Raw genomic sequence first — 24,068 nt, 5'->3', positions numbered from 1 at the left:
CATGTTACGTATTGCAGATAAAACGTTTGAATCACATCTCTTCACCGGCACCGGTAAATTCGCCGCTCCCGAGGTCATGGTGGAGGCCATTCGCGCCTCCGGTAGCCAACTGGTGACGCTGGCGATGAAGCGCGTCGATCTCCGTCAGCATAATGACGCCATCCTCGCGCCGCTGCTGGCGGCCGGCGTTAGCCTGCTCCCCAACACCTCCGGGGCCAAAACGGCGGAAGAGGCGGTATTTGCCGCCCGCCTGGCGCGGGAAGCGCTGGGCACCCACTGGCTGAAACTGGAAATTCATCCGGACGCCCGCTGGCTGCTCCCCGATCCGATCGAAACGCTGAAAGCGGCGGAGATTCTGGTTCGGGAAGGCTTCGTCGTGCTGCCCTACTGCGGCGCCGACCCGGTGCTGTGTAAACGTCTGGAAGAAGCGGGCTGCGCGGCGGTGATGCCGCTCGGCGCGCCCATCGGCTCCAATCAGGGACTGGAAACCAAAGCAATGCTGGAGATTATTATCGAACAGGCCACGGTGCCGGTGGTCGTGGATGCGGGTATTGGCGTGCCGAGCCACGCAGCGCAGGCGCTGGAAATGGGTGCCGACGCGGTCCTGGTGAATACCGCCATCGCCGTTGCCGACGACCCGGTTACCATGGCCCGGGCTTTCCGGCTGGCGATTGATGCCGGATTACTGGCGCGGCAGGCCGGACCGGGCGCGCGCAGCGCGCAGGCGCAGGCCACCAGCCCGCTGACCGGTTTTCTGGAGGCGCAGGTATGAACACCTTCACTGACCGTTGGCGACAGCTGGACTGGGACGATATTCGCCTGCGAATAAACGCGAAAACCACCGCCGACGTTGAACGCGCCCTGGCGGCCAAACAGCTCAGCCGCGACGATATGATGGCCCTACTCTCCCCCGCCGCTGCTGGCTATCTGGAGCCTCTGGCCCAGCGTGCTCAGCGTCTGACGCGCCAGCGTTTCGGTAATACCGTCAGCTTTTATGTGCCGCTGTATCTCTCTAATCTGTGCGCCAACGACTGTACCTATTGCGGTTTCTCAATGAGTAACCGCATCAAGCGAAAAACTCTGGATGAGGCGGAAATTGCCCGTGAATGCGCGGCAATTCGCGAAATGGGTTTCGAGCATCTGTTGCTGGTGACCGGCGAGCATCAGGGCAAAGTCGGCATGGACTACTTTCGCCAGCATCTGCCCGCGATTCGCCGCCAGTTCGCCTCGCTGCATATGGAAGTCCAGCCGTTGGCGAGGGAGGAATACGCCGAGCTGAAAACCCTCGGGCTGGACGGCGTGATGGTCTATCAGGAGACCTATCATGAAAGCATGTATGCGAAACACCATCTGAAAGGGAAAAAGCAGGACTTTTTCTGGCGGCTGGATACGCCGGACAGGCTTGGCCAGGCGGGAATTGACAAGATTGGCCTTGGCGCATTAATTGGCCTCTCCGACAGCTGGCGCGTGGACTGCTTTATGGTGGCGGAACATCTGCTGTGGCTTCAGCAGCGCTACTGGCGCAGCCGCTACTCCATCTCCTTTCCGCGACTGCGCCCGTGCGCCGGCGGTATCGAACCTGCCTCATTGATGGATGAACGACAGCTGGTGCAAACCATTTGCGCCTTCCGCCTGCTGGCCCCGGAAGTGGAACTTTCGTTATCCACCCGCGAATCCCCCTGGTTCCGCGATCGGGTCATCCCGCTGGCCATCAACAACGTCAGCGCGTTTTCAAAAACTCAGCCCGGTGGGTATGCCGATAACCATCCGGAGCTGGAGCAGTTCGCGCCTCACGATGACCGACGCCCGGAAGAGGTTGCCAGCGCGCTGGTGGCCAGCGGGCTGCAGCCGGTATGGAAAGACTGGGATAGCTGGCTGGGACGCGCTTCCCAGTCATCATGATAAGAAATGTAACGACTTAAAAGTTCCTGGTGCACGCTCGTAATCAGAGAAACGGAAGATGGTGACCGTGTTTCCGTTTCTCTATCCTGCCCTTGTCAGCAGTGGATGCTGTCCAGGGCGAAAGCTAACTCTTCCTCATTTTCGCCCTGCTCCATCCTCTTCGCTGCAAAGGCAATTCCATCAATATGGAATATTAATCAGTCCATCTCACAACGTCAGCGTTATAATTACCGGAGATTTATCTGATTCAATCGGCAGGCATGCTGGCTAAACCTGCATCTTTCTCCACGGTTTAACGCTTCTGGAACGATTTACGACTCATGGCTCGCCATAATAGAAAGCTCTCTTTCACCTCGCCGATTGTGATCGGGTTCGCGGGTATTTTATTCAGCTTCTTGCTGATAGCGGTGTTCGCCACGACGACGCAGAGAAATGATTTTCTTGAAGATTATCATCATATTAACCGCAATTTTACCCACAATATGGCGACCAACTACACGGAGACGCTGCTGCAGGGCAATGACTTTATCCTCACCCGTGCCGCCACTTTCTTTGCCCGCAATGATGCGCTCAATGAGGCGGTTAACGTCAATCCTGAAAAAGGTTTGATGCAGCTCATGCAGCTGCAAAATATGATGCAAACCGTTTCGTCCATCTCGCTGGCGGATACCAATGGGCACTACCTGCGCGCGCCCGAGGTTCTGGAGACGGAAGACAGTCAGTCTTTTGATGCCAAATCGAGACCGTGGTTTATTAAACAAGCGGAAGCCAGTACCTTCAGCCGGTATACCAGCCCGTACAACGACTACTTCACACATCATCCGACGATTACCGTCTACAAACCCATAATTTCTCCAGAGGGACGGCTAAAGGGCAGTCTCGCATTTCATCTCGATCTCACCTCAATGGGCTACGCGTTACGGCAGATGGTTGCTCCGGTCCAGGGGGAATTTTTTGTGGTGCAACGCGATGGTAAAGTCGTTCTCCATCCGGATCCTGGCGCCTTATTTAAACCCTACGTCAGTGAAGCGTTGATGGACAGAATGACCAGCGGCGAAGGCCAGCTCTACGATACCGATACGAACGCCTGGTACTACTACTACTCGTTTACCAACCCCGACTGGTTTGTCATTTATCGGGTCGATAACTCGACGCTGGTCAACTTGACTCGCCATGAAACGGATATCGTCGCCTGGAGCTTTGCCCTGGCCGCGATCGTTATCGTGCTGTTTGGCCTGTATCTGCGCCATGCTTCACGTACGGTGTTGATGAACATCATCAATGCGATTAAAACCGGGGATGTTCAGCGCGCCCCGCGGCTGGAAGCGATGCTCAGCAAAGCCATCGAGAGCAATAAGCAGCGCGAGTTAACCTACGTTCGCCAGGCGACCATCGATGCGCTAACCGGCTGCAAGAACCGACGCGCCTTCGACAATGATATCGCCGCGCTGATGAACGATCATCAACCTTTCTCTCTCGCGCTGGTGGATATTGATAACTTTAAAACGATAAATGACACCTGGGGTCATCTCAATGGCGATATCGTTCTGCGCAATGTCGCACGGGAAGGACTGCAGATCCTCCAACCTCTGCAAATTTCACTTTACCGCTACGGCGGGGAGGAGTTTGCGGTGATCTTTACCACCGGACATAGCGATGACGCCCTGAAGCTGCTGGAGAGCTGGCGAGCCCGCGTTGCGCAGCGCTCCTGGCGTGAAGAAGGGCTAACGGTCACCTTTAGCGCAGGTCTCGGCGAATGGAATATGGAACCCCTGGAGCAGCTTGTCGTGCGCGTTGATGAAGCGCTGTATAAAGCCAAGCAGCAGGGCAAGAATCGCATCGTCCACGCGTAACAGAGCCTACCGTTTCCGGCCCGTCGGACGCGGCTTTTAGCGTTTTCTCCTCCATAACCGAAACCGGTTTCATTATTTTGTGATGACTTACACACAATCACCGTAAAGCGGTTGTCCCGCCCGCCTGCCCGCGATAAAGATGGTACATCAAGGAACATAAGGGCCAACAATTATGAAGAATATCGTTTTATGCTGTGCCGCAGGTATGTCCACCAGCATGCTGGTTCAACGTATGCAGGCTGCTGCGCAACAAAAAGGTGTGGAAGTCTCCATCAAAGCCGTACCGGTTGCCGAGTTTAAAGACAACCTTGCCGCTGCCGATATTATCCTGCTCGGCCCCCAGGTGAAGTATGAGCAGGCCAAGCTACAGGCTATGGCCGACCCGTTTGGTAAAAAAGTTGCCGTCATCGATATGATGGATTACGGCATGATGAAAGGCGAAGCCGTGCTTGATAAAGCCCTGAAGCTGATGGAGTAAGAGATGGAAGACTTAGAAACGATCATCATGGAGCTTCTGGTTAACGCCGGTTCAGCGCGTAGCTCTGCCTTAACCGCTCTGCAGCTGGCGCGTAAAGGCGATTTTGCTGCGGCCGAACAGGCGATGGCGGAATCTCACGAATTTGTCAAACATGCGCATAAAATCCAGACCCAGCTGATCGGCATGGATGAAGGCAGCGGCAAGCTTCCGGTTAACCTGATTACCGTTCATTCCCAGGACCACCTGATGAACGCGATGGTCATTCAGGATCTGGCAACCGATATGATTGAGCTCTATCGCCGAATTCCGCTCGCGCAATAACCCCAACTATTTAACAGGCGCCGCTAACGGCGCCTGTCCTCTCTTACAGAAATCCATACATCGCCGCAAATACCCAACCAAAGACGCAAGAGACGCTAACGCCAATGAGCCCTGGCAGAATAAAGCTATGGTTAATCACAAAGCGGCCGATATGCGTTGTACCAGAGCGGTCGAATTGAATCGCCGCCAGATCGCTTGGGTAGGTCGGCAGAATGTAATACCCGTAACAGGCAGGTGCGGAAGCAACGATGTAAGCCGGATCGACGCCAATCGCCAGCGCCACCGGAACAATCGCCGCCAGCGCAGCCGCCTGTGAGTTAACAAACTTCGACACCAGCAGCAGTACGATAGCGTAAGCCCACGGGTACTCCTTCACCATCTCCCCGAGCACGCCTTTTATCTCGGTCATATGCGCGCCAAACATCGTCTCCGCCATCCACGCGATACCGTACACCGCGACAATGGCGATCATCCCGGAACGGAACACCTCATTTTTGGAAATCGAAGCGGGATTGGTTTTGGTAATGATGATGATGAGCGCCCCGGAAAGCAGCATAAACATTTGGATCACCAGCACCATCGACAGCGGCTTGTCATCAAAGGCCGGACGCAGCTCGGAGAAGGCGCCGAGCAGGGCGACAACGGCTATTGAGGCCAGAAAAATCCACATCGCAATCCAGTTACTGGTCGGCAGCTTCTTATTGAGCAGCGTGGCCGTATCACCATAAACGTAATGGCGGTTTTCCGGCACCGCAATAAAAGCCTGAAAGGCTTCGTCTTTATCGAGGTCTTTACCGCGAAACCAGCTGAAGATACCAATGGCCAGAATCCCCAGCAGCGTTGACGGAATAGTGATCGCCAGCAGATCGAGAAACTCAAGGTGCTTACCGTTAAAGGTGAAATTGCCAAGCATCGCCACCAGCGAGACGACTGCCACCGAAACCGGGCTGGCGATAATCCCCATCTGCGCGCCGATCGAACTCGCGGCCATCGGTCGTTCCGGGCGAATATTATTTTTGATCGCAACATCATAAATAATTGGCAGAATGGTATACACCACGTGCCCGGTGCCGCAAAGAATGGTCAACGTGCAGGTGACGAATGGCGCCACGATTGAAACGTATTTCGGGTTGCGCCGCAGCAGTTTCTCCGCAATCTGCAGCATAACGTCTAAACCGCCGGAAGCCTGCAGCGTCGCTGAGGCGGCCACCACCGCAATGATCACCAGCATGACGTCTACAGGGGGTTTTCCCGGCTTAAGATGAAAGACAAACACTAAAATAACCAGACCAATGCCGCCTAAAAGGCCGAGCGCAATACCGCCCTTTCTCGCGCCATAGAACAAACAAATTAAGATAATGATAAGTTGAATAGCAAATTCCATGCTTCCCCCAGACGCTATCTTTTAAATAGCGACAATACTTTTCCGCTTTGTTTTTTATTTACTCATCTTCCCCGCCCCCTTTCGCCAGATACAGCGATCCCCTCAGTTGCGAAGAACCGAAAAGATGAGGGAAAAGTAATCACATGATTATTTGAGCTTTTTGACTATATAGCGTTTGCGGCGCGTATTTTTTGATACGTGTAGGATTTTTACCCATTGATTGATGATGAAAATCTGAAACAGAAATAAATAATCTTGAAGGGGGAGTTTATTTGCTAATTAATTGCAGCGATTACATTAATTAAATGTAATTAAAAAGTATAACGAATAAATAATAGCAGCAACGGGCAGGCAATAAAAAAGCCAGTCAGATGATCTGACTGGCTTTTAAGCGCTTAGCGAATCAACGATTAATCGTTGTCGGAACCGCCCAGACCCGCGTTCAGCAGCTCTGCCAGGTTAGCAGAAGCTTCTTCCACGCTGACCTGCGGCGCTGCTGGCAGCTCGCCAGCTGCGCGGCGGCGCATACGATCCTGGTGGTAGGCATAACCGGTACCGGCCGGGATCAGACGACCCACGATAACGTTCTCTTTCAGGCCACGCAGTTCGTCGCGTTTACCCGCAACGGCTGCTTCGGTCAGGACACGCGTGGTCTCCTGGAACGATGCGGCAGAGATGAACGATTCGGTTGCCAGGGACGCTTTAGTGATACCCAGCAGATCGCGGGAGAATGTTGCACCCACTTTGCCGTTCGCTTCCAGCTCGCGGTTAGCGATCTTGACGCGAGAGTATTCAACCTGTTCGCCTTCCAGGAAGTCGGAGCTACCGGCGCTTTCGATGGTCGCTTTACGCAGCATCTGACGAACGATAACTTCAATGTGCTTATCGTTAATCTTAACGCCCTGCAGACGGTATACGTCCTGGACTTCGTTAACAATATAACGAGTCACAGCATGTACGCCACGCAGACGCAGAATGTCGTGCGGTGCTTCCGGACCGTCGGAAACTACATCACCACGTTCTACGCGTTCACCTTCGAACACGTTGAGCTGACGCCATTTAGGAATCATCTCTTCGTACGGATCGCTACCGTCTACCGGGGTGATAACCAGACGACGTTTCCCTTTGGTTTCTTTACCGAAGGAAATGATGCCGCTGATTTCAGCCAGGATTGCCGGCTCTTTCGGACGACGCGCTTCGAACAGGTCGGCAACGCGCGGTAGACCACCGGTGATGTCCTTGGTACCGCCGGATTCCTGCGGTACACGCGCCAGGGTGTCACCAGAACTGATCTGTACGCCATCTTCCAGCTGAACAATCGCTTTACCCGGCAGGAAGTACTGCGCAGGCATATCGGTGCCAGGGATCAGAACATCATTACCCTGAGCATCAACGATTTTCAGCGCCGGACGCAGGTCTTTACCACCAGTGGTACGCTCTGCAGAATCCAGAACCACCAGAGAAGACAGGCCGGTCAGCTCGTCGGTCTGACGAGTAATGGTCTGGCCGTCAATCATGTCAGTGAAGCGGACGAAACCGCTCACTTCGGTGATAACCGGCATGGTGTGCGGATCCCAGTTTGCTACGGTTTCACCGCCGGCAACCTGCTCACCATCACCTTTCGCCATAACGGAGCCGTAAGGCACTTTATAGCTCTCTTTGGTACGACCGAATTCGTCGATCAGTTTCAGCTCGGTATTACGGGACGTAATAACCAGCTTACCGCTGGAGTTCACAACCGACTTCGCATTGCTCAGACGGATGCTACCTTTGTTTTTCACCTGGATGCTGGACTCAGCAGCCGCACGAGATGCCGCACCACCGATGTGGAACGTACGCATCGTCAGCTGTGTACCCGGCTCACCGATGGACTGTGCCGCGATAACGCCGATAGCCTCACCTTTGTTGATGATGTGGCCACGCGCCAGGTCACGACCGTAGCAGTGCGCACATACACCAAAGTCGGTGTCACAGGATACAACGGAACGCACTTTGACGGAGTCAACGGAGTTCTCTTCCAGCAGATCGCACCAGTGCTCATGAAGCAGCGTGTTGCGTGGAACCAGAATGTCCGCCGTACCCGGCTTCAGAACGTCTTCAGCGGTCACACGACCCAGTACGCGATCGCGCAGCGGCTCTTTAACATCGCCACCCTCGATAACCGGGGTCATGGTGATGCCTTCCAGGGTGCCACAGTCGTCTTCAGTAACGACCAGGTCCTGTGCAACGTCAACCAGACGACGGGTCAGGTAACCGGAGTTCGCTGTTTTCAGTGCGGTATCCGCCAGACCTTTACGCGCACCGTGCGTGGAGATGAAGTACTGGAGTACGTTCAGACCTTCACGGAAGTTCGCGGTGATTGGCGTTTCGATGATCGAGCCATCCGGCTTCGCCATCAGACCACGCATACCGGCAAGCTGACGAATCTGTGCAGCAGAACCACGCGCACCGGAGTCGGCCATCATGTAGATGCTGTTGAAGGAAACCTGCTGCTCTTCTTCGCCGTTACGGTTAATAACGGTTTCGGTTTGCAGGTTGTCCATCATCGCTTTGGATACACGATCGTTGGCCGCAGCCCAGATATCGATAACTTTGTTATAGCGTTCGCCAGCGGTCACCAGACCCGACTGGAACTGCTCCTGAATCTCAGCAACTTCCGCTTCCGCTTCGCTGATGATCTCGTATTTTTTCTCCGGGATGACCATGTCATCGATACCAACGGATGCACCTGAACGCGCTGCATAAGCAAAGCCGGTGTACATCGTCTGGTCCGCAAAAATAACGGTCGGTTTCAGGCCCAGAATACGGTAGCAGGTGTTCAGCATCTTAGAGATAGCCTTCTTACCCAGCGCCTGGTTGACGATGGAGAAAGGCAGACCTTTCGGTACGATCATCCACAGAATGGCGCGACCAACGGTCGTATCTTTCAGGCTGGTTTTCGCAACGAATTCGCCGTTTTCATCTTTTTCGTATTCGGTGATACGCACTTTAACGCGCGCATGCAGAGAGGCCAGGCCAGCGCGATAAATACGCTCAGCTTCTTTCGGGCCAGTCAGCACCATGCCTTCGCCTTTGGCGTTAACACAGTCACGGGTCATGTAGTACAGACCCAGTACAACGTCCTGAGACGGAACGATGATAGGCTCACCGTTCGCTGGAGACAGGATGTTGTTAGTAGACATCATCAGCGCACGCGCTTCGAGCTGGGCTTCCAGCGTCAGCGGTACGTGAACAGCCATCTGGTCACCATCGAAGTCGGCGTTGTATGCCGCACAAACCAGCGGGTGCAGCTGGATAGCTTTACCTTCGATCAGCACTGGTTCAAATGCCTGGATACCCAGACGGTGCAGGGTTGGTGCACGGTTCAGCAGTACCGGGTGTTCGCGGATGACTTCGTCCAGGATATCCCAAACGACAGCTTCTTCGCGCTCAACCATTTTCTTAGCGGCTTTGATGGTGGTGGCCAGGCCACGCAGCTCCAGCTTGCCGTAAATAAACGGTTTGAACAGCTCCAGCGCCATTTTCTTCGGCAGACCGCACTGATGCAGACGCAGGTATGGACCTACGGTGATTACAGAACGACCGGAGTAGTCAACACGCTTACCGAGCAGGTTCTGACGGAAACGACCCTGCTTACCTTTGATCATATCGGCCAAAGATTTCAGAGGACGTTTGTTCGAACCGGTGATCGCACGACCGCGACGACCGTTATCCAGCAGGGCGTCAACCGCTTCCTGCAGCATACGTTTTTCGTTGCGTACGATGATGTCCGGCGCAGCCAGATCCAGCAGACGTTTCAGACGGTTGTTACGGTTAATGACGCGACGATACAGATCGTTCAGGTCAGAAGTCGCAAAACGACCACCATCCAGCGGAACCAGCGGACGCAGATCTGGCGGCAGTACCGGCAGAACGGTCAGGATCATCCACTCCGGCTTGTTGCCAGACTGTACGAACGCTTCCAGCAGTTTGATACGCTTGGTCAGCTTCTTACGCTTGGTTTCGGAATTGGTTTCGTTCAGCTCTTCGCGCAGAGTTTCACACTCTTGCTCCAGATCCATGCTCTTCAGCAGGGCCTGGATAGCTTCCGCACCCATCTTCGCGTCAAATTCGTCACCGAACTCTTCCAGCGCGTCCAGATACTGTTCTTCAGTCAGGATCTGCTGGCGTTCCAGGTTGGTCATACCGCCTTCGATAACCACATAGGATTCGAAGTACAGCACGCGTTCGATATCGCGCAACGGCATATCGAGAAGCAGGCCGATACGGGACGGCAGAGACTTCAGGAACCAGATATGAGCGGTCGGAGACGCCAGCTCGATGTGGCCCATACGCTCACGGCGCACTTTAGTCTGGGTCACTTCAACGCCGCACTTCTCACAGATCACACCGCGGTGTTTCAGGCGCTTGTACTTACCGCACAGGCACTCGTAGTCTTTTACTGGCCCGAAAATACGCGCGCAGAAAAGGCCGTCACGCTCAGGTTTGAACGTACGGTAGTTAATGGTTTCCGGCTTTTTAACTTCACCAAAAGACCATGAACGGATCATGTCTGGCGATGCCAGAGCAATTTTGATCGCATCAAACTCTTCGGTTTTAGTTTGCGCTTTCAGAAACTTTAATAAGTCTTTCACGGATTTGCTCCCGTCGGAGTTAGCACAATCTGGCGCCGGGTCTTACCCCGGCACCAGTGACCTGTTTGAGCGAGAGTTACTCGTCTTCCAGTTCGATGTTGATGCCCAGCGAGCGAATCTCTTTCAACAGTACGTTGAAGGATTCCGGCATGCCCGGTTCCATCTGATGGTTGCCATCCACGATGTTCTTATACATCTTAGTACGGCCGTTCACGTCATCAGACTTAACGGTGAGCATTTCCTGCAGGGTGTATGCTGCGCCATATGCTTCCAGCGCCCACACTTCCATCTCCCCGAAGCGCTGACCACCGAACTGTGCCTTACCACCCAGCGGCTGCTGAGTAACCAGGCTGTAAGAACCGGTAGAACGCGCATGCATCTTGTCATCAACCAGGTGGTTCAGTTTCAGCATGTACATGTAGCCAACGGTAACCTGGCGCTCGAATTGCTCACCGGTACGACCGTCGAACAGGGTGATCTGGCCGGAAGTCGGCAGACCACCGAGCTGTAACAGCTCCTTGATTTCAGACTCTTTCGCACCGTCGAAGACCGGCGTTGCGATCGGCATACCTTTTTTCAGGTTTTCAGCGAGACGCATAACTTCTTCGTCAGTGAAGGTATTCAGATCAACCTTCTGACGAACGTCGGTACCCAGATCGTAGGCACGCTGGATGAACTCGCGCAGTTTGGCGACTTCCTGCTGCTGTTTCAGCATAGCGTTGATTTTCTCGCCAATACCTTTCGCAGCCATACCCAGGTGAGTTTCCAGGATCTGACCGATGTTCATACGAGACGGTACGCCCAGCGGGTTCAGTACGATGTCGACCGGCGTGCCGTTTTCATCGTAAGGCATATCTTCGATCGGGTTGATCTTAGAGATAACACCCTTGTTACCGTGACGACCTGCCATTTTGTCACCAGGCTGAATCTGACGTTTAACGGCCAGATACACTTTAACGATCTTCAGCACGCCCGGTGCCAGATCGTCGCCCTGAGTGATTTTACGGCGTTTCGCTTCGAGTTTTTTCTCGAACTCGTGTTTCAGTTCGTCGTACTGCTCAGCCAGCTGTTCCAGCTGGTTTTGTTTCTCTTCGTCGGTCAGGCCGAGTTCCAGCCAGCGATCGCGCGGCAGCTTGTCGAGCTTCTCAGCTTCGATACCGCCGGAGACCAGCACCGCATAGATACGACCAAACAGGCCAGCTTCGAGGATCTGCAGTTCTTCAGACAGGTCTTTCTTCGCCTGCTTGAGCTGCATCTCTTCGATTTCCAGCGCGCGTTTGTCTTTTTCTACGCCGTCGCGGGTAAAGACCTGAACGTCGATAATGGTACCGGAGACACCGTTTGGCACGCGCAGAGAAGAGTCTTTAACGTCAGACGCTTTCTCACCGAAGATCGCACGCAGCAGCTTCTCTTCTGGCGTCAGCTGGGTTTCACCTTTCGGCGTTACTTTACCAACCAGAATATCGCCACCGGTCACTTCCGCACCGATATAAACGATACCGGACTCATCCAGTTTAGAGAGTGCAGCTTCACCCACGTTCGGGATATCAGCGGTGATCTCTTCCGGCCCCAGCTTGGTGTCGCGGGACACGCACGCCAGTTCCTGAATGTGGATGGTAGTAAAACGGTCTTCCTGAACAACACGCTCGGATACGAGGATGGAGTCTTCGAAGTTGTAACCGTTCCACGGCATGAACGCGACGCGCATGTTCTGACCGAGCGCCAGTTCACCGAGGTCGGTAGACGGACCGTCAGCCAGCACGTCACCGCGCTCAATCGGCTCGCCCAGAGAGACACACGGCATCTGGTTGATGCAGGTGTTCTGGTTAGAGCGGGTGTACTTGGTCAGGTTATAGATGTCGATACCTGCTTCGCCCGGGTACATCTCGTCTTCGTTAACTTTGATAACGATACGGGACGCATCCACGTACTGAACCAGGCCGCCACGTTTAGCCACCGCAGTTACACCGGAGTCAACGGCAACAGCACGTTCCATACCGGTACCAACCAGCGGCTTATCAGCACGCAGGGTCGGAACGGCCTGACGTTGCATGTTCGCACCCATCAATGCACGGTTGGCGTCATCGTGTTCCAGGAACGGGATCAGGGACGCACCGACGGAAACCACCTGCTGGGTGGATACGTCCATGTAGTCAACCTGATCGCGGCTGAACAAGCTGGATTCGCCTTTACTACGGCAGGTAACCAGATCTTCTACAAAGTGGCCTTCGTCATCCAGGTTGGAGTTCGCCTGAGCAATAACGTAGTTACCTTCTTCGATAGCAGACAGGTAATGAATTTCGTCGGTCACAACGCCGTCGGTGACTTTACGATACGGAGTCTCAAGGAAGCCGTATTCGTTCGTCTGTGCGTACACGGACAGGGAGTTGATCAGACCGATGTTCGGACCTTCAGGCGTTTCGATTGGACATACGCGACCGTAGTGAGTCGGGTGTACGTCTCGAACTTCAAAGCCTGCGCGTTCGCGAGTCAGGCCGCCCGGGCCGAGTGCAGAGATACGACGTTTGTGCGTAATCTCAGACAGCGGGTTGTTCTGGTCCATAAACTGAGACAGCTGGCTGGAGCCAAAGAACTCTTTCACCGCTGCAGAAATCGGCTTGGCGTTGATCATATCCTGAGGCATCAGGGTATCCAGATCGCCCAGAGACAGACGCTCTTTCACCGCACGCTCTACGCGAACCAGGCCAACGCGGAACTGGTTTTCCGCCATTTCGCCAACGGAACGGATACGACGGTTGCCAAGGTGGTCGATATCATCGACTTCGCCTTTACCGTTACGGATATCGATGAGCTTCTTCATCACTTCAATGATGTCTTCTTTGCTCAGGATACCGGAACCTTCGATTTCGTCGCGCAGCAGAGAACGGTTGAACTTCATACGACCAACCGCGGACAGATCGTAGCGGTCTTCGGAGAAGAACAGGTTCTCGAACAGGCTTTCAGCAGCTTCACGAGTCGGCGGCTCACCAGGGCGCATCATGCGGTAGATTTCTACCAGTGCGCTCAGACGATCGTTGGTCGGGTCAACGCGTACAGTCTCAGAGATGTACGGACCGTGATCCAGATCGTTGGTGAACAGCGTTTCGATACGCTTATGGCCAGACTGGCTCAGCTTGGCCAGCAGATCCAGGCTCAGCTCCATGTTCGCCGGGCAGATCAGCTCGCCAGTAGATTCGTCAACATAGTCTTTAGAGGCAACTTTGCCAGCGATGTACTCAACCGGAACTTCGATATGTTTGATATCGTCTTTTTCCAGCTGGCGAATGTGACGCGCAGTGATGCGGCGTCCTTTCTCAACGTACACTTTACCGTTCGCTTCGATATCGAAGGAGGCGGTTTCGCCGCGCAGACGCTCCGGTACCAGTTCCATCTGCAGCTTGTTGTCGCGAATTTCAAAGACCACTTTTTCGAAGAACAGGTCAAGGATCTGCTCAGTGGTGTAATTCAGCGCGCGCAGGATGATGGTAGCCGGTAGCTTACGACGACGGTCGATACGGACAAACAGGTTGTCTTTCGGGTCGAATTCGAAGTCCAGCCAGGAGCCACGGTAAGGGATGATACGTGCGTTATACAGAACCTTACCGGAAGAGTGAGTCTTACCTTTGTCACTGTCAAAGAAGACGCCCGGGCTACGGTGCAGCTGAGAAACGATAACGCGCTCGGTACCGTTGATAACAAAGGTACCGTTGTCGGTCATGAGCGGAATTTCGCCCATGTAGACTTCTTGTTCTTTAATGTCTTTAACGGTGCCTTCCGGCGCTTCGCGCTCGTAGATCACCAGACGCAGTTTAACGCGCAGCGGTGCCGAGTAGGTCACGCCACGGATCTGACATTCTTTAACGTCAAAAACCGGTTCGCCCAGACGGTAGCTGACATACTGCAGCTCAGAATTACCGCTGTAGCTCTTAATCGGGAATACGGAACGGAAAGCTGCTTCCAGACCATACTGCCCTTCAGGATCTTGCTCGATGAACTTCTGAAACGAGTCAAGCTGGATAGAAAGGAGATAAGGTATGTCCAGAACCTGCGGACGTTTACCAAAATCCTTACGAATACGTTTTTTCTCGGTATAGGAGTAAACCATAGGGTTCCTCAGCTCGCTGACAAGTCGACCCATCTGCCCACATAAGGCAGTTTTTTATGCAACACTATTTTGTTGACCGGAAAATGGAACACTTTCCGCAATACCTGTTTCTATCACGCTTAAACCATTTCATTGCGATTTACACAGCTCAGGGACCCTAACCTGTCGCAGTATATTAAGTCGTCTATAGAAACAAGCATTGTCAGGACAACCAGTAGTCAAACAGTGTGAAATGCTACTGGCGCCTTACAGCGCAAAAAGGCTGGTGACCAAAAAGTCACCAGCCATCAGCCTGATTTCTCAGGCTGCAACCGGAAAGGTTGGCTTATTTAACTTCAACTTCAGCGCCAGCTTCTTCCAGAGATTTTTTCAGTGCTTCAGCGTCATCTTTGCTCACGCCTTCTTTCAGAGCAGCCGGAGCAGATTCTACCAGGTCTTTAGCTTCTTTCAGACCCAGGCCAGTTGCGCCACGTACTGCTTTGATAACGGCAACTTTGTTCGCGCCGATACCTTTCAGAATTACGTCGAATTCAGTTTTTTCTTCAGCAGCGTCAGCAGCCGGGCCAGCAGCAACAGCTACAGCAGCAGCGGCGGAAACACCGAATTTTTCTTCCATTGCAGAGATCAGCTCAACAACGTCCATTACGGACATAGCGGATACTGCTTCAATGATTTGATCTTTAGTGATAGACATTTAAATTGTTCCTGAATATCAGAATAAGTTTATACGTAAGCAGATGCTTTATGAAGATAACTGCGATTAAGCAGCTTCTTTCGCATCGCGTACAGCAGCCAGAGTGCGAACCAGTTTGCCAGCCGAAGCTTCTTTCATGGTTGCCATCAGGCGTGCAATTGCTTCTTCGTAGGTCGGCAGAGTTGCCAGGCGGTCGATTTGCGACGCCGGGATCAGCTCACCTTCAAAGGCTGCGGCTTTGACCTCAAATTTTGCATTCGCTTTCGCGAAATCTTTGAACAGACGAGCAGCTGCGCCCGGGTGTTCCATAGAGTATGCAATCAGGGTCGGACCAACAAACGTGTCTTTCAGGCACTCGAAAGGAGTACCTTCAACGACGCGGCGCAGCAGGGTGTTACGAACAACACGCATGTATACGCCAGCTTCACGACCTGCTTTACGCAGTTCAGTCATTTTGTCTACAGTAACGCCACGGGAATCCGCAACTACTGCAGACAGCGCGCCTTTGGCTACTTCGCTGACTTCAGCAACAATCGCTTGTTTGTCTTGAAGATTTAAAGCCATTAGCTTTGCTCCTGGATGTTTGCCAGAGCTCATGCTCCGGAACTCACTTCACTCAACTCAAAGAGAAGAGCGTCTTAATACGGTGAGCAGAAACAAGCCAGAGTATCCAAAAATAATCTTAGCGTTCTGTCACCGTCTACGCAGGGGATTAAGTTTCTTGCGAAACACCTGCGGTCTTCGACGGAGGCCTGGATAGGCCAGGCTCCAACGAACAAATCTTGTTTAGCCGTCGCTATTCACTCAGTGGCGGCGTTGACTGCCTTGCCACAGCCTGAATATCTCGGCTATACGTCTGCTATAAGCAGAATACGTGGGGGTAAGATTGTAGACAAATTCACCGCCCACGTAAAGCTAATCTTAGTTCGCAGAAGCGCTCAGACCAGCCTGATCAACGGCAACGCCAGCACCCATGGTGGTGGAGATGCTGATTTTCTTGATGTACACGCCTTTAGCCTGAGTCGGTTTCGCTTTTTTCAGCGCAACCAGCAGAGCTTCCAGGTTTTCTTTCAGTTTATCAGCGTCAAAATCCACTTTACCGATGGTGGTGTGGATGATGCCGTTTTTGTCGTTACGGTAACGTACCTGACCTGCTTTAGCGTTCTTAACCGCTTCAGCAACGTTCGGAGTTACAGTACCAACTTTCGGGTTTGGCATCAGGCCGCGCGGACCCAGAACCTGGCCCAGCTGGCCAACAACGCGCATTGCATCCGGAGAAGCAATAACCACGTCAAAGTTCATTTCGCCTTTTTTGATCTGGTCAGCCAGATCTTCCATACCTACCAGCTCTGCGCCAGCAGCTTTAGCTGCTTCAGCGTTCGGGCCCTGGGCAAATACGGCTACGCGAACTGAACGGCCAGTACCGTGCGGCAGTACGGTCGCGCCACGAACGTTCTGGTCAGATTTACGAGCGTCAATGCCGAGGTTAACGGCAACATCAACGCTTTCAACGAACTTAGCAGTCGCCAGTTCTTTCAACAGAGAGATGGCTTCGTTGATGTCGTACTGTTTGGTCGCATCAACTTTGTCACGAATCACGGACATGCGCTTGGTCAGTTTAGCCATTTCTTAGTCCTCCACTACCAGGCCCATGGAACGTGCAGTACCTTCAATGGAGCGAGTCATCGCTTCAATGTCGGAACCAGTCATGTCGGCAGCTTTGGTCTGCGCGATTTCCTGCAGCTGAGCGCGGGAAATTTTACCTACTTTGTCTTTGTTCGGTTTACCGGAACCAGACTTGATACCAGCCGCTTTTTTCAGCAGAACTGCTGCCGGCGGAGTTTTGGTAACGAAGGTGAAAGAACGGTCAGCGTAAACGGTGATAACAACCGGGATTGGCAGACCTTTTTCCAGGGATTCAGTTTTTGCGTTAAACGCTTTGCAGAATTCCATGATGTTCACACCCTGCTGACCCAGTGCTGGACCAACCGGCGGACTCGGGTTTGCCATACCAGCTGCAACCTGCAGCTTGACGTAGGCTTGTACTTTCTTAGCCATTTAAATTTCCTCGTTTGGGTGTAGCGCCTTACAAAAGGCTCCCCGTGATAAATATCGCTTTACGGGCATCAGGCCCATAAAAACAAAAGGCGCGAAATTGTATGCCAATTTCGCGCCTCATGCAACGATTAAAGCGTTGCTTTTTTGATCGGCGGTTAAGCCTTTTCTACCTGGGCAAAGTCCAGCTCGACCGGCGTCGCACGACCGAAGATAGAAACGGACACTTTCAGACGAGACTTTTCGTAGTCCACTTCTTCAACCACGCCGTTAAAGTCGGCAAATGGGCCGTCGCTAACGCGTACCATTTCACCCGGCTCAAACAGCGTTTTCGGCCGCGGCTTATCGCCAACCTGCTGCAGACGGTTCATGATCGCATCGACTTCTTTGTCACTGATAGGCGCCGGACGGTCAGAAGTACCGCCGATAAAGCCCATCACACGCGGTACGCTGCGCACCAGGTGCCAGCTCGCGTCGTTCATCACCATCTGGACCAGCACGTAGCCCGGGAAGAATTTACGTTCGCTTTTACGACGCTGGCCGCCGCGGATTTCGACCACTTCTTCGGTCGGCACCATGACTTCGCCAAACAGCTCTTCCATATTGTGTAATTTGATATGTTCACGCAACGAGGTAGCTACGCGACCTTCAAAACCAGAAAACGCCTGAACGACGTACCAGCGTTTTTTAGGAGCTTCAGACATCTCAGAACCTCAGGCCAGTGATAAAGGATACCAGGCGAACCAGAATACCATCCAGTCCCCACAGGATCAGTGACATTACGGCGGTCACCGCGGCAACAATCAACGTGGTATGCAGCGTTTCCTGGCGAGTCGGCCAGATCACCTTACGGACTTCGGTTCTCGCTTCACGAGCGAAAGCGACTGTCGCCTTACCTTTTGTCGTTAACAGCGCGACACCGCCTGCTGCAGCGATCAGAATCACTACGGCCAGCGCACGCACTGCCAGCATAATGTCACGATAAAGGAAGTTGCCGACGATGGCCACAACCAGCAGCACGACAACGATTGTCCACTTCATCGCTTCGAGGCCGCGCCCGCTCCCTTGAGCTTCGGTATTCGCACTCATAAACCAACCTGTCACAAGAATTCAGACAAATAACTTCACCCCGCATGAAATGCGAGGCGACCAAACCGAAATGCTCTGCTGCGTTTCGGACTTAACGCCCTCTTCAGAGCCTGTCTCAGCAATGATTATGACCCAAAAAATCACTGATGAGCCAGGTTCTGGTGTGAAAGCGTGCAAAAAGGGCATCAAATGATGCCCTTTTATTGCGCATTGCGTCAAATGTTATCAGCAATTAGCCGAGAACTTTAGCAACCACGCCTGCGCCAACGGTACGGCCGCCTTCACGGATTGCGAAACGCAGACCGTCGTCCATCGCGATCGGGTGGATCAGGGTAACAACCATTTTGATGTTGTCGCCCGGCATAACCATCTCTACGCCTTCCGGCAGTTCGATGGTGCCAGTCACGTCAGTTGTACGGAAGTAGAACTGCGGACGGTAGCCTTTGAAGAACGGAGTGTGACGGCCGCCTTCGTCTTTGGACAGGATATAAACTTCAGATTCGAACTTGGTGTGCGGCTTGATAGAGCCCGGCTTAGCCAGTACCTGACCACGTTCGATTTCTTCACGTTTGATACCACGCAGCAGAACACCAACGTTCTCACCAGCACGGCCTTCGTCCAGCAGTTTGCGGAACATTTCAACGCCAGTACAGGTAGACTTAGCAGTCTCTTTAATACCAACGATTTCAACTTCTTCGCCAACTTTGATGATACCGCGCTCTACACGACCGGTAACAACGGTACCACGACCGGAGATGGAGAATACGTCTTCGATCGGCAGCAGGAACGGCTTGTCAATCGCACGCTCTGGTTCCGGAATGTAAGAGTCCAGGAAGCCAGCCAGTTCGATGATTTTAGATTCCCACTCAGCGTCGCCTTCCAGCGCTTTCAGAGCAGAACCACGAACGATCGGAGTGTCATCGCCCGGGAAATCGTACTGAGACAGAAGTTCACGAACTTCCATTTCAACCAGTTCCAGCAGCTCTTCGTCATCAACCATGTCGCACTTGTTCAGGAACACGATGATGTACGGAACGCCTACCTGACGACCCAGCAGGATGTGCTCACGAGTCTGCGGCATCGGGCCGTCAGTCGCAGCAACAACCAGGATCGCGCCGTCCATCTGCGCAGCACCGGTGATCATGTTTTTAACATAGTCGGCGTGGCCCGGGCAGTCTACGTGCGCGTAGTGGCGAGTCGGGGTGTCATATTCAACGTGGGAAGTGTTGATGGTGATACCACGAGCTTTTTCTTCCGGCGCGTTATCGATCTGGTCGAATGCGCGAGCAGCACCGCCGTAGGTTTTAGCCAGAACGGTAGTGATTGCAGCGGTCAGCGTTGTTTTACCATGGTCAACGTGGCCGATAGTACCGACGTTAACGTGCGGTTTTGTACGTTCAAACTTTTCTTTAGACATCGATTGTCCCTCTAAGACACGGATAAATCGGTGATATCACCACATCAACCGGGCAACATGCCCGACTTGTTGAATGCAATAAACTAGAGAGAAACAGGGGAGGAGAGATAAAGAAGTGGTGCTGATACCCAGAGTCGAACTGGGGACCTCACCCTTACCAAGGGTGCGCTCTACCAACTGAGCCATATCAGCACGTTTGGAGCGGGCAGCGGGAATCGAACCCGCATCATCAGCTTGGAAGGCTGAGGTAATAGCCATTATACGATGCCCGCATCCTGAAACTCGGCTACCCAGTTCTTTCTATAACAAAAAAAAGAGAAGCGTCTCTTTTTCTGTTTGAGCTGACCAGTTTAACCAATCAACTCTGGCTCCGCAAAGCGTTGCCGAAAGATGGTGGTGGGGGAAGGATTCGAACCTTCGAAGTCGATGACGGCAGATTTACAGTCTGCTCCCTTTGGCCGCTCGGGAACCCCACCAGGCACTTGATGGTGCCGACTACCGGAATCGAACTGGTGACCTACTGATTACAAGTCAGTTGCTCTACCTACTGAGCTAAGTCGGCATCAAGTAGCGCGCATTCTAGGGAGACCTGCGAGTTCATGCAACTAAAAAATTGCATAAAATGTTCTATTGCTCACATTTTGTGCTCTGACGAGAAAAAATGGTGTAATTTCAAACAGAGCAGCACAAAAATACGCCAACCTTCTCCATAGAAACGATCGTCGAAGAGAGCAAAATCCTCTTCCAAACCGCTAAAGCGGCATCGATACATCGCAACCCGGTCACAATATTCACTGAATAAGCCGGATGCTTCTACTGAGAACTTTATATGCCCTTGCTAAACCATTCATCTCTGTGATGCTACCTTTAGAAAGCATCATTCAATGAGTTTTTTTCTTATTATTCCTCGCAATCTGGTGTTACCCTCCTGCCCATTGTCCTGATTAACTAGTGTGAAGCACTCCGCCTTCATGTCATTCGGCGGTTGCAAGAGCATGCTTATGAGCCTAAAAGAGCAAACGTTAATGACACCGTATCTACAATTTAACCGCGACCAATGGGCTGCACTTCGTGATTCCGTTCCGATGACGCTAACAGAAGAAGAAATCACGCGGTTAAAAGGCATCAACGAAGATCTTTCCCTGGAAGAAGTAGCGGAAATTTATTTGCCGCTGTCGCGTTTACTCAATTTCTATATCAGCTCCAATTTGCGCCGACAGGCTGTACTGGAACAATTCCTGGGCACCAACGGGCAACGCATTCCGTACATCATTAGCATTGCGGGTAGCGTGGCCGTCGGGAAAAGCACCACCGCGCGCGTACTCCAGGCTTTACTTAGCCGCTGGCCTGAACATCGTCACGTTGAATTGATTACTACGGATGGTTTTCTGCATCCTAACGCCGTACTGAAAGAGCGCGGCCTGATGAAGAAAAAAGGCTTCCCGCAGTCTTATGATATGCACCGCCTGGTAAAATTCGTCTCCGACCTGAAATCCGGCGTTCCTGACGCCACCGCGCCGGTCTATTCTCATCTGATTTATGACGTCATTCCTGATGGGGATAAAACCGTTACTCAGCCTGATATATTAATTCTTGAAGGATTAAATGTTCTGCAGAGCGGGATGGATTATCCTCACGATCCGCACCATGTATTTGTTTCGGACTTTGTGGATTTTTCAATTTATGTCGATGCGCCAGAAGAACTGCTTAAGACCTGGTATATCAACCGTTTTTTGAAATTTCGCGAAGGCGCATTTACCGACCCGGACTCCTATTTTCATAGCTATGCTCAGCTGTCTAAAGATGAAGCAATTAATGTTGCCACATCGCTCTGGAATGAGATTAATCTTCTGAATTTAAAAGAAAACATCCTACCGACACGCGAGCGAGCAAGCCTTATAATGACCAAAAGCGCAAACCACTCAGTTAATCAGGTGCGTTTAAGGAAATAAAGAAGGGAGCGTCAGCTCCCCTTTTTTTATTCCGCGCTTCGCAATGATATCTCACCGCCAATCCAGGGTTTTATTACCCCATCTTGCTCCAGTAATAATGCTCCTTGAGCATCAATGCCTCGAGAGATACCCACGATTTCTTTATCGCCAATAATAAGTTTAACCGGGCGATTAATAAAGTTATCCAGCTTTTCCCAGCGGGTCAGATAGGGTGCTAAGCCTTCGTTCTCAAAAAGTTTAAACCCTGCCCGCAGCTCTTTAATTAGACAAGCTGCTAACGTATTACGATCGATAGTCATCCCCGCTTCCTGCAGACTGATCCATCCCTGATTGACAACGTCAGACTCAACGCGGCGCATCATTAAATTAATCCCTGCGCCGCTAACGATATGCGCTGCGTCGCCGGTCTTCCCCGTCAGCTCTACCAGGATCCCGGACAGTTTCCGGTCCTGCAAATAGAGGTCGTTCGGCCATTTTACCCGTACTTTATCCGCCCCCAGGCTTTGCAGCACTTCGGCAATCACGATCCCGATGACCAGGCTCAAACCAATGGCGGCGGCAGGGCCCTGCTCCAGTCGCCAGTACATTGATAGATAAAGATTAGAACCAAACGGCGAAAACCACTTACGCCCGCGGCGGCCGCGACCGGCCTGCTGATATTCAGCCACGCAGGCATCACCGGATTGCAGCTCACCGAGTCGGTCCATAAGATACTGGTTGGTGGAATCAATAACCGGTAGCACGGTGACCCGCCCGTGTTCAATCTGCCTGGCGATCTGCTCTTCATCCAGAAGCTGAATGGGCTCAGGTAAACTGTAGCCTTTACCCGGAACGGTGAAGACGTCAATTCCCCAGTCGCGTAACGTTTGAATGTGTTTGTTGATTGCGGCGCGGCTCATCCCTAAACGCTCGCCAAGTTGTTCACCTGAATGGAATTCAGCGTCAGCTAATATGGATATCAGCGTCAGAGGGACGGTATAGTCTTTCATGCGATGGTCTCCTCGGCATTCACTTCGCCCGTTTCGCCAATAAAGCGCACTTCTGGTTGCAGCCAGATATCAAACTTTTCACCAACCTGCTGACGTACATAGTGTGCCAGCTTAACCACATCCTCACTGGTTGCTTGATTATCATTGATTAATACCAGTGCCTGCTGGCTGTGTACCGCTGCACCGCCAATCACTTTTCCTTTAAGCTGGCATTGATCGATAAGCCAGCCGGCGGCAAGCTTCATGCTGCCATCGGGCTGTGGATAGTGAGGGATGTTTGGATAGGCGGTCAGTAGCGCATTAGCCTTCTCCGTGCTAACAACCGGGTTCTTAAAGAAGCTTCCCGCATTTCCATTCACTTTTGGATCGGGAAGTTTGGTCATGCGCATATGGCATACGGCATCAAATACCTGTTGGGGAGTGACGGTTTGCGGATCCAGCCGGGTTAAATCGCCATAGGTCAAAACGGGCTGCCATGCCTTTGGTAAGATCAAACCAACGGCTACGATGGCATAGCGGTCCTGATACTCATGCTTAAAAATGCTATCCCGATAGCCAAAGCGACACTCAGCAGCGGTGAGTCGTTGCTTCTGCCCGGTCGCCAGCTCAATACAATCAACGTACTGGCAAACCTTTTTTAATTCAAGGCCATAAGCCCCAATATTTTGAATCGGCGAGGAGCCGGCGCAGCCAGGAATTAAGGCCAGATTTTCCAGACCAGGCATTCCATTATTTAGCGCAAACTGTACCAGCTGATGCCAGTTTTCTCCCGCGCCCACGTGCAAATGCCAGGCATCAGGTGTTTCACTCACGTCTATACCCATAATACGGTTGATAATCACCGTGCCGGAATAATCCTTCAGAAACAGGACGTTACTTCCTTCACCAAGGATCAGAGTTGGCTGGCGCTTTGCAACGGCATTCTGCCAGGCATCCAGTAGCTGTTTTTCAGTTTCGGCGCGTACAATCGCGCTGGCGGAACGGTCAAGACCGAAGGTATTCCAGGGCTTAAGTGAGTGGCTCATAGTGGCTTCCAGATGCAAAATCTGCATTAGTTTACCGTATATAGCGAGGGAAGGCTTGCCCGATCGTCGCGGGTTGACGAGAGACCATGGCGTTATCAGGAGGAATTGTTAAACCCCTGAAACGCAAAAAGCCCATCCGTCAGGATGGGCTCTTCACTTGTTTGATGCCT

Annotated in this window: 19 protein-coding genes and 4 tRNA genes; 7 read left to right on the top strand and 16 right to left on the bottom strand. The window is 52.6% G+C overall.

Features of this window, described 5'->3' with window-relative positions:
* The first annotated feature begins 1 nt into the window (after position 1).
* The 5 genes from thiG to IAE27_RS28115 all read left to right on the top strand — a co-directional run bounded on the left by thiG (position 2) and on the right by IAE27_RS28115 (position 4,554).
* Positions 2 to 772: a thiazole synthase gene (thiG, locus tag IAE27_RS28135; protein WP_004109711.1), complete on the top strand. Its 771-nt coding sequence runs from the start codon at positions 2 to 4 to the stop codon at positions 770 to 772.
* Entirely contained in the window at positions 769 to 1,902 is a 1,134-nt protein-coding gene (thiH, locus tag IAE27_RS28130; RefSeq protein ID WP_004109713.1) for a 2-iminoacetate synthase ThiH, read from the top strand. The genes thiG and thiH overlap by 4 nt, the downstream gene beginning before the upstream one ends.
* Before the next feature lie 320 nt (positions 1,903 to 2,222).
* Positions 2,223 to 3,755: a sensor domain-containing diguanylate cyclase gene (locus IAE27_RS28125; protein ID WP_070555289.1), complete on the top strand. Its 1,533-nt coding sequence runs from the start codon at positions 2,223 to 2,225 to the stop codon at positions 3,753 to 3,755.
* 172 nt (positions 3,756 to 3,927) lie between these two features.
* Complete coding sequence (locus tag IAE27_RS28120; RefSeq protein WP_004109717.1) at positions 3,928 to 4,233, top strand: PTS sugar transporter subunit IIB; 306 nt, start codon at positions 3,928 to 3,930, stop codon at positions 4,231 to 4,233.
* A 3-nt stretch (positions 4,234 to 4,236) separates the two neighbouring features.
* Positions 4,237 to 4,554, top strand: coding sequence for a PTS lactose/cellobiose transporter subunit IIA (locus IAE27_RS28115; RefSeq protein ID WP_004097651.1), 318 nt, complete (start codon positions 4,237 to 4,239; stop codon positions 4,552 to 4,554).
* Positions 4,555 to 4,597: 43 nt separating this feature from the next.
* Here IAE27_RS28115 and dcuB read toward each other — a convergent pair whose 3' ends face one another.
* From dcuB to IAE27_RS28045, 14 genes are all read right to left on the bottom strand, one after another.
* Positions 4,598 to 5,938, bottom strand: coding sequence for an anaerobic C4-dicarboxylate transporter DcuB (gene dcuB, locus IAE27_RS28110; protein ID WP_108704328.1), 1,341 nt, complete (start codon positions 5,936 to 5,938; stop codon positions 4,598 to 4,600).
* 410 nt (positions 5,939 to 6,348) lie between these two features.
* Positions 6,349 to 10,572: a DNA-directed RNA polymerase subunit beta' gene (gene rpoC, locus IAE27_RS28105; RefSeq protein ID WP_004109722.1), complete on the bottom strand. Its 4,224-nt coding sequence runs from the start codon at positions 10,570 to 10,572 to the stop codon at positions 6,349 to 6,351.
* 76 nt (positions 10,573 to 10,648) lie between these two features.
* A complete protein-coding gene (gene rpoB, locus IAE27_RS28100) occupies positions 10,649 to 14,677 on the bottom strand; it encodes a DNA-directed RNA polymerase subunit beta (RefSeq protein WP_004109725.1) in 4,029 nt (1,342 codons plus the stop codon).
* A gap of 325 nt (positions 14,678 to 15,002) precedes the next feature.
* Entirely contained in the window at positions 15,003 to 15,371 is a 369-nt protein-coding gene (gene rplL / locus IAE27_RS28095) for a 50S ribosomal protein L7/L12 (protein WP_004109728.1), read from the bottom strand.
* 66 nt (positions 15,372 to 15,437) lie between these two features.
* Entirely contained in the window at positions 15,438 to 15,935 is a 498-nt protein-coding gene (gene rplJ / locus IAE27_RS28090) for a 50S ribosomal protein L10 (protein WP_004109731.1), read from the bottom strand.
* Between the two features lie 357 nt (positions 15,936 to 16,292).
* On the bottom strand, positions 16,293 to 16,997 hold the full coding sequence (rplA, locus tag IAE27_RS28085) for a 50S ribosomal protein L1 (RefSeq protein ID WP_004097642.1): 705 nt from the start codon (positions 16,995 to 16,997) through the stop codon (positions 16,293 to 16,295).
* A 3-nt stretch (positions 16,998 to 17,000) separates the two neighbouring features.
* Positions 17,001 to 17,429, bottom strand: a complete 429-nt coding sequence (gene rplK / locus IAE27_RS28080) for a 50S ribosomal protein L11 (protein ID WP_004097640.1) — start codon at positions 17,427 to 17,429, stop codon at positions 17,001 to 17,003.
* Positions 17,430 to 17,584: 155 nt separating this feature from the next.
* Positions 17,585 to 18,130: a transcription termination/antitermination protein NusG gene (nusG, locus tag IAE27_RS28075; protein WP_002438628.1), complete on the bottom strand. Its 546-nt coding sequence runs from the start codon at positions 18,128 to 18,130 to the stop codon at positions 17,585 to 17,587.
* A gap of 1 nt (position 18,131) precedes the next feature.
* Positions 18,132 to 18,515: a preprotein translocase subunit SecE gene (secE, locus tag IAE27_RS28070; protein WP_004097638.1), complete on the bottom strand. Its 384-nt coding sequence runs from the start codon at positions 18,513 to 18,515 to the stop codon at positions 18,132 to 18,134.
* A 232-nt stretch (positions 18,516 to 18,747) separates the two neighbouring features.
* On the bottom strand, positions 18,748 to 19,932 hold the full coding sequence (gene tuf / locus IAE27_RS28065; RefSeq protein WP_004106368.1) for an elongation factor Tu: 1,185 nt from the start codon (positions 19,930 to 19,932) through the stop codon (positions 18,748 to 18,750).
* A 116-nt stretch (positions 19,933 to 20,048) separates the two neighbouring features.
* Positions 20,049 to 20,124, bottom strand: a tRNA-Thr gene (locus IAE27_RS28060).
* A 5-nt stretch (positions 20,125 to 20,129) separates the two neighbouring features.
* A tRNA-Gly gene (locus IAE27_RS28055) sits at positions 20,130 to 20,204 on the bottom strand.
* 119 nt (positions 20,205 to 20,323) lie between these two features.
* Positions 20,324 to 20,408: transfer RNA gene (locus tag IAE27_RS28050), tRNA-Tyr, on the bottom strand.
* Positions 20,409 to 20,418: 10 nt separating this feature from the next.
* Positions 20,419 to 20,494: transfer RNA gene (locus IAE27_RS28045), tRNA-Thr, on the bottom strand.
* A gap of 37 nt (positions 20,495 to 20,531) precedes the next feature.
* Here IAE27_RS28045 and IAE27_RS30030 point away from each other — a divergent pair.
* Positions 20,532 to 20,645 (top strand): hypothetical protein, encoded by a 114-nt coding sequence (locus tag IAE27_RS30030; protein WP_394852012.1) that lies wholly within the window; start codon positions 20,532 to 20,534, stop codon positions 20,643 to 20,645.
* Between the two features lie 288 nt (positions 20,646 to 20,933).
* Positions 20,934 to 21,884 carry a type I pantothenate kinase gene (gene coaA / locus IAE27_RS28040; protein WP_004109734.1) on the top strand — a complete coding sequence of 317 codons (951 nt, stop codon included), beginning with the start codon at positions 20,934 to 20,936 and terminating at the stop codon, positions 21,882 to 21,884.
* Between the two features lie 26 nt (positions 21,885 to 21,910).
* Here the strand turns inward: coaA and birA are convergent, their stop codons facing one another.
* The gene (gene birA / locus IAE27_RS28035) at positions 21,911 to 22,873 is read right to left on the bottom strand and encodes a bifunctional biotin--[acetyl-CoA-carboxylase] ligase/biotin operon repressor BirA (RefSeq protein ID WP_115240079.1); all 963 of its coding nucleotides are present in this window, start codon (positions 22,871 to 22,873) and stop codon (positions 21,911 to 21,913) included.
* The gene (gene murB, locus IAE27_RS28030; protein ID WP_154022127.1) at positions 22,870 to 23,898 is read right to left on the bottom strand and encodes a UDP-N-acetylmuramate dehydrogenase; all 1,029 of its coding nucleotides are present in this window, start codon (positions 23,896 to 23,898) and stop codon (positions 22,870 to 22,872) included. The genes birA and murB overlap by 4 nt, the downstream gene beginning before the upstream one ends.
* Positions 23,899 to 24,068 lie beyond the last annotated feature (170 nt).

It is taken from the genome of Klebsiella sp. S69, from assembly GCF_016516145.1.
GTDB lineage: Bacteria > Pseudomonadota > Gammaproteobacteria > Enterobacterales > Enterobacteriaceae > Klebsiella > Klebsiella oxytoca.
Note: the sequence above shows the minus strand (reverse complement) of the source record. Positions and strands in the feature narration are given on the sequence as shown.

Bases quoted from the DNA above. Each gene is read 5' to 3' on its own strand.
- rplJ (WP_004109731.1), bottom strand. From the start codon at position 15,935: ATGGCTTTAAATCTTCAAGACAAACAAGCGATTGTTGCTGAAGTCAGC.
- thiG (WP_004109711.1), top strand. From the start codon at position 2: ATGTTACGTATTGCAGATAAAACGTTTGAATCACATCTCTTCACCGGC.
- IAE27_RS30030 (WP_394852012.1), top strand. From the start codon at position 20,532: ATGCAACTAAAAAATTGCATAAAATGTTCTATTGCTCACATTTTGTGC.
- IAE27_RS28125 (WP_070555289.1), top strand. From the start codon at position 2,223: ATGGCTCGCCATAATAGAAAGCTCTCTTTCACCTCGCCGATTGTGATC.
- murB (WP_154022127.1), bottom strand. From the start codon at position 23,898: ATGAGCCACTCACTTAAGCCCTGGAATACCTTCGGTCTTGACCGTTCC.
- thiH (WP_004109713.1), top strand. From the start codon at position 769: ATGAACACCTTCACTGACCGTTGGCGACAGCTGGACTGGGACGATATT.
- IAE27_RS28115 (WP_004097651.1), top strand. From the start codon at position 4,237: ATGGAAGACTTAGAAACGATCATCATGGAGCTTCTGGTTAACGCCGGT.
- nusG (WP_002438628.1), bottom strand. From the start codon at position 18,130: ATGTCTGAAGCTCCTAAAAAACGCTGGTACGTCGTTCAGGCGTTTTCT.
- dcuB (WP_108704328.1), bottom strand. From the start codon at position 5,938: ATGGAATTTGCTATTCAACTTATCATTATCTTAATTTGTTTGTTCTAT.
- birA (WP_115240079.1), bottom strand. From the start codon at position 22,873: ATGAAAGACTATACCGTCCCTCTGACGCTGATATCCATATTAGCTGAC.
- tuf (WP_004106368.1), bottom strand. From the start codon at position 19,932: ATGTCTAAAGAAAAGTTTGAACGTACAAAACCGCACGTTAACGTCGGT.
- IAE27_RS28120 (WP_004109717.1), top strand. From the start codon at position 3,928: ATGAAGAATATCGTTTTATGCTGTGCCGCAGGTATGTCCACCAGCATG.
- rplL (WP_004109728.1), bottom strand. From the start codon at position 15,371: ATGTCTATCACTAAAGATCAAATCATTGAAGCAGTATCCGCTATGTCC.
- secE (WP_004097638.1), bottom strand. From the start codon at position 18,515: ATGAGTGCGAATACCGAAGCTCAAGGGAGCGGGCGCGGCCTCGAAGCG.
- rplK (WP_004097640.1), bottom strand. From the start codon at position 17,429: ATGGCTAAGAAAGTACAAGCCTACGTCAAGCTGCAGGTTGCAGCTGGT.
- rplA (WP_004097642.1), bottom strand. From the start codon at position 16,997: ATGGCTAAACTGACCAAGCGCATGTCCGTGATTCGTGACAAAGTTGAT.
- rpoB (WP_004109725.1), bottom strand. From the start codon at position 14,677: ATGGTTTACTCCTATACCGAGAAAAAACGTATTCGTAAGGATTTTGGT.
- coaA (WP_004109734.1), top strand. From the start codon at position 20,934: ATGAGCCTAAAAGAGCAAACGTTAATGACACCGTATCTACAATTTAAC.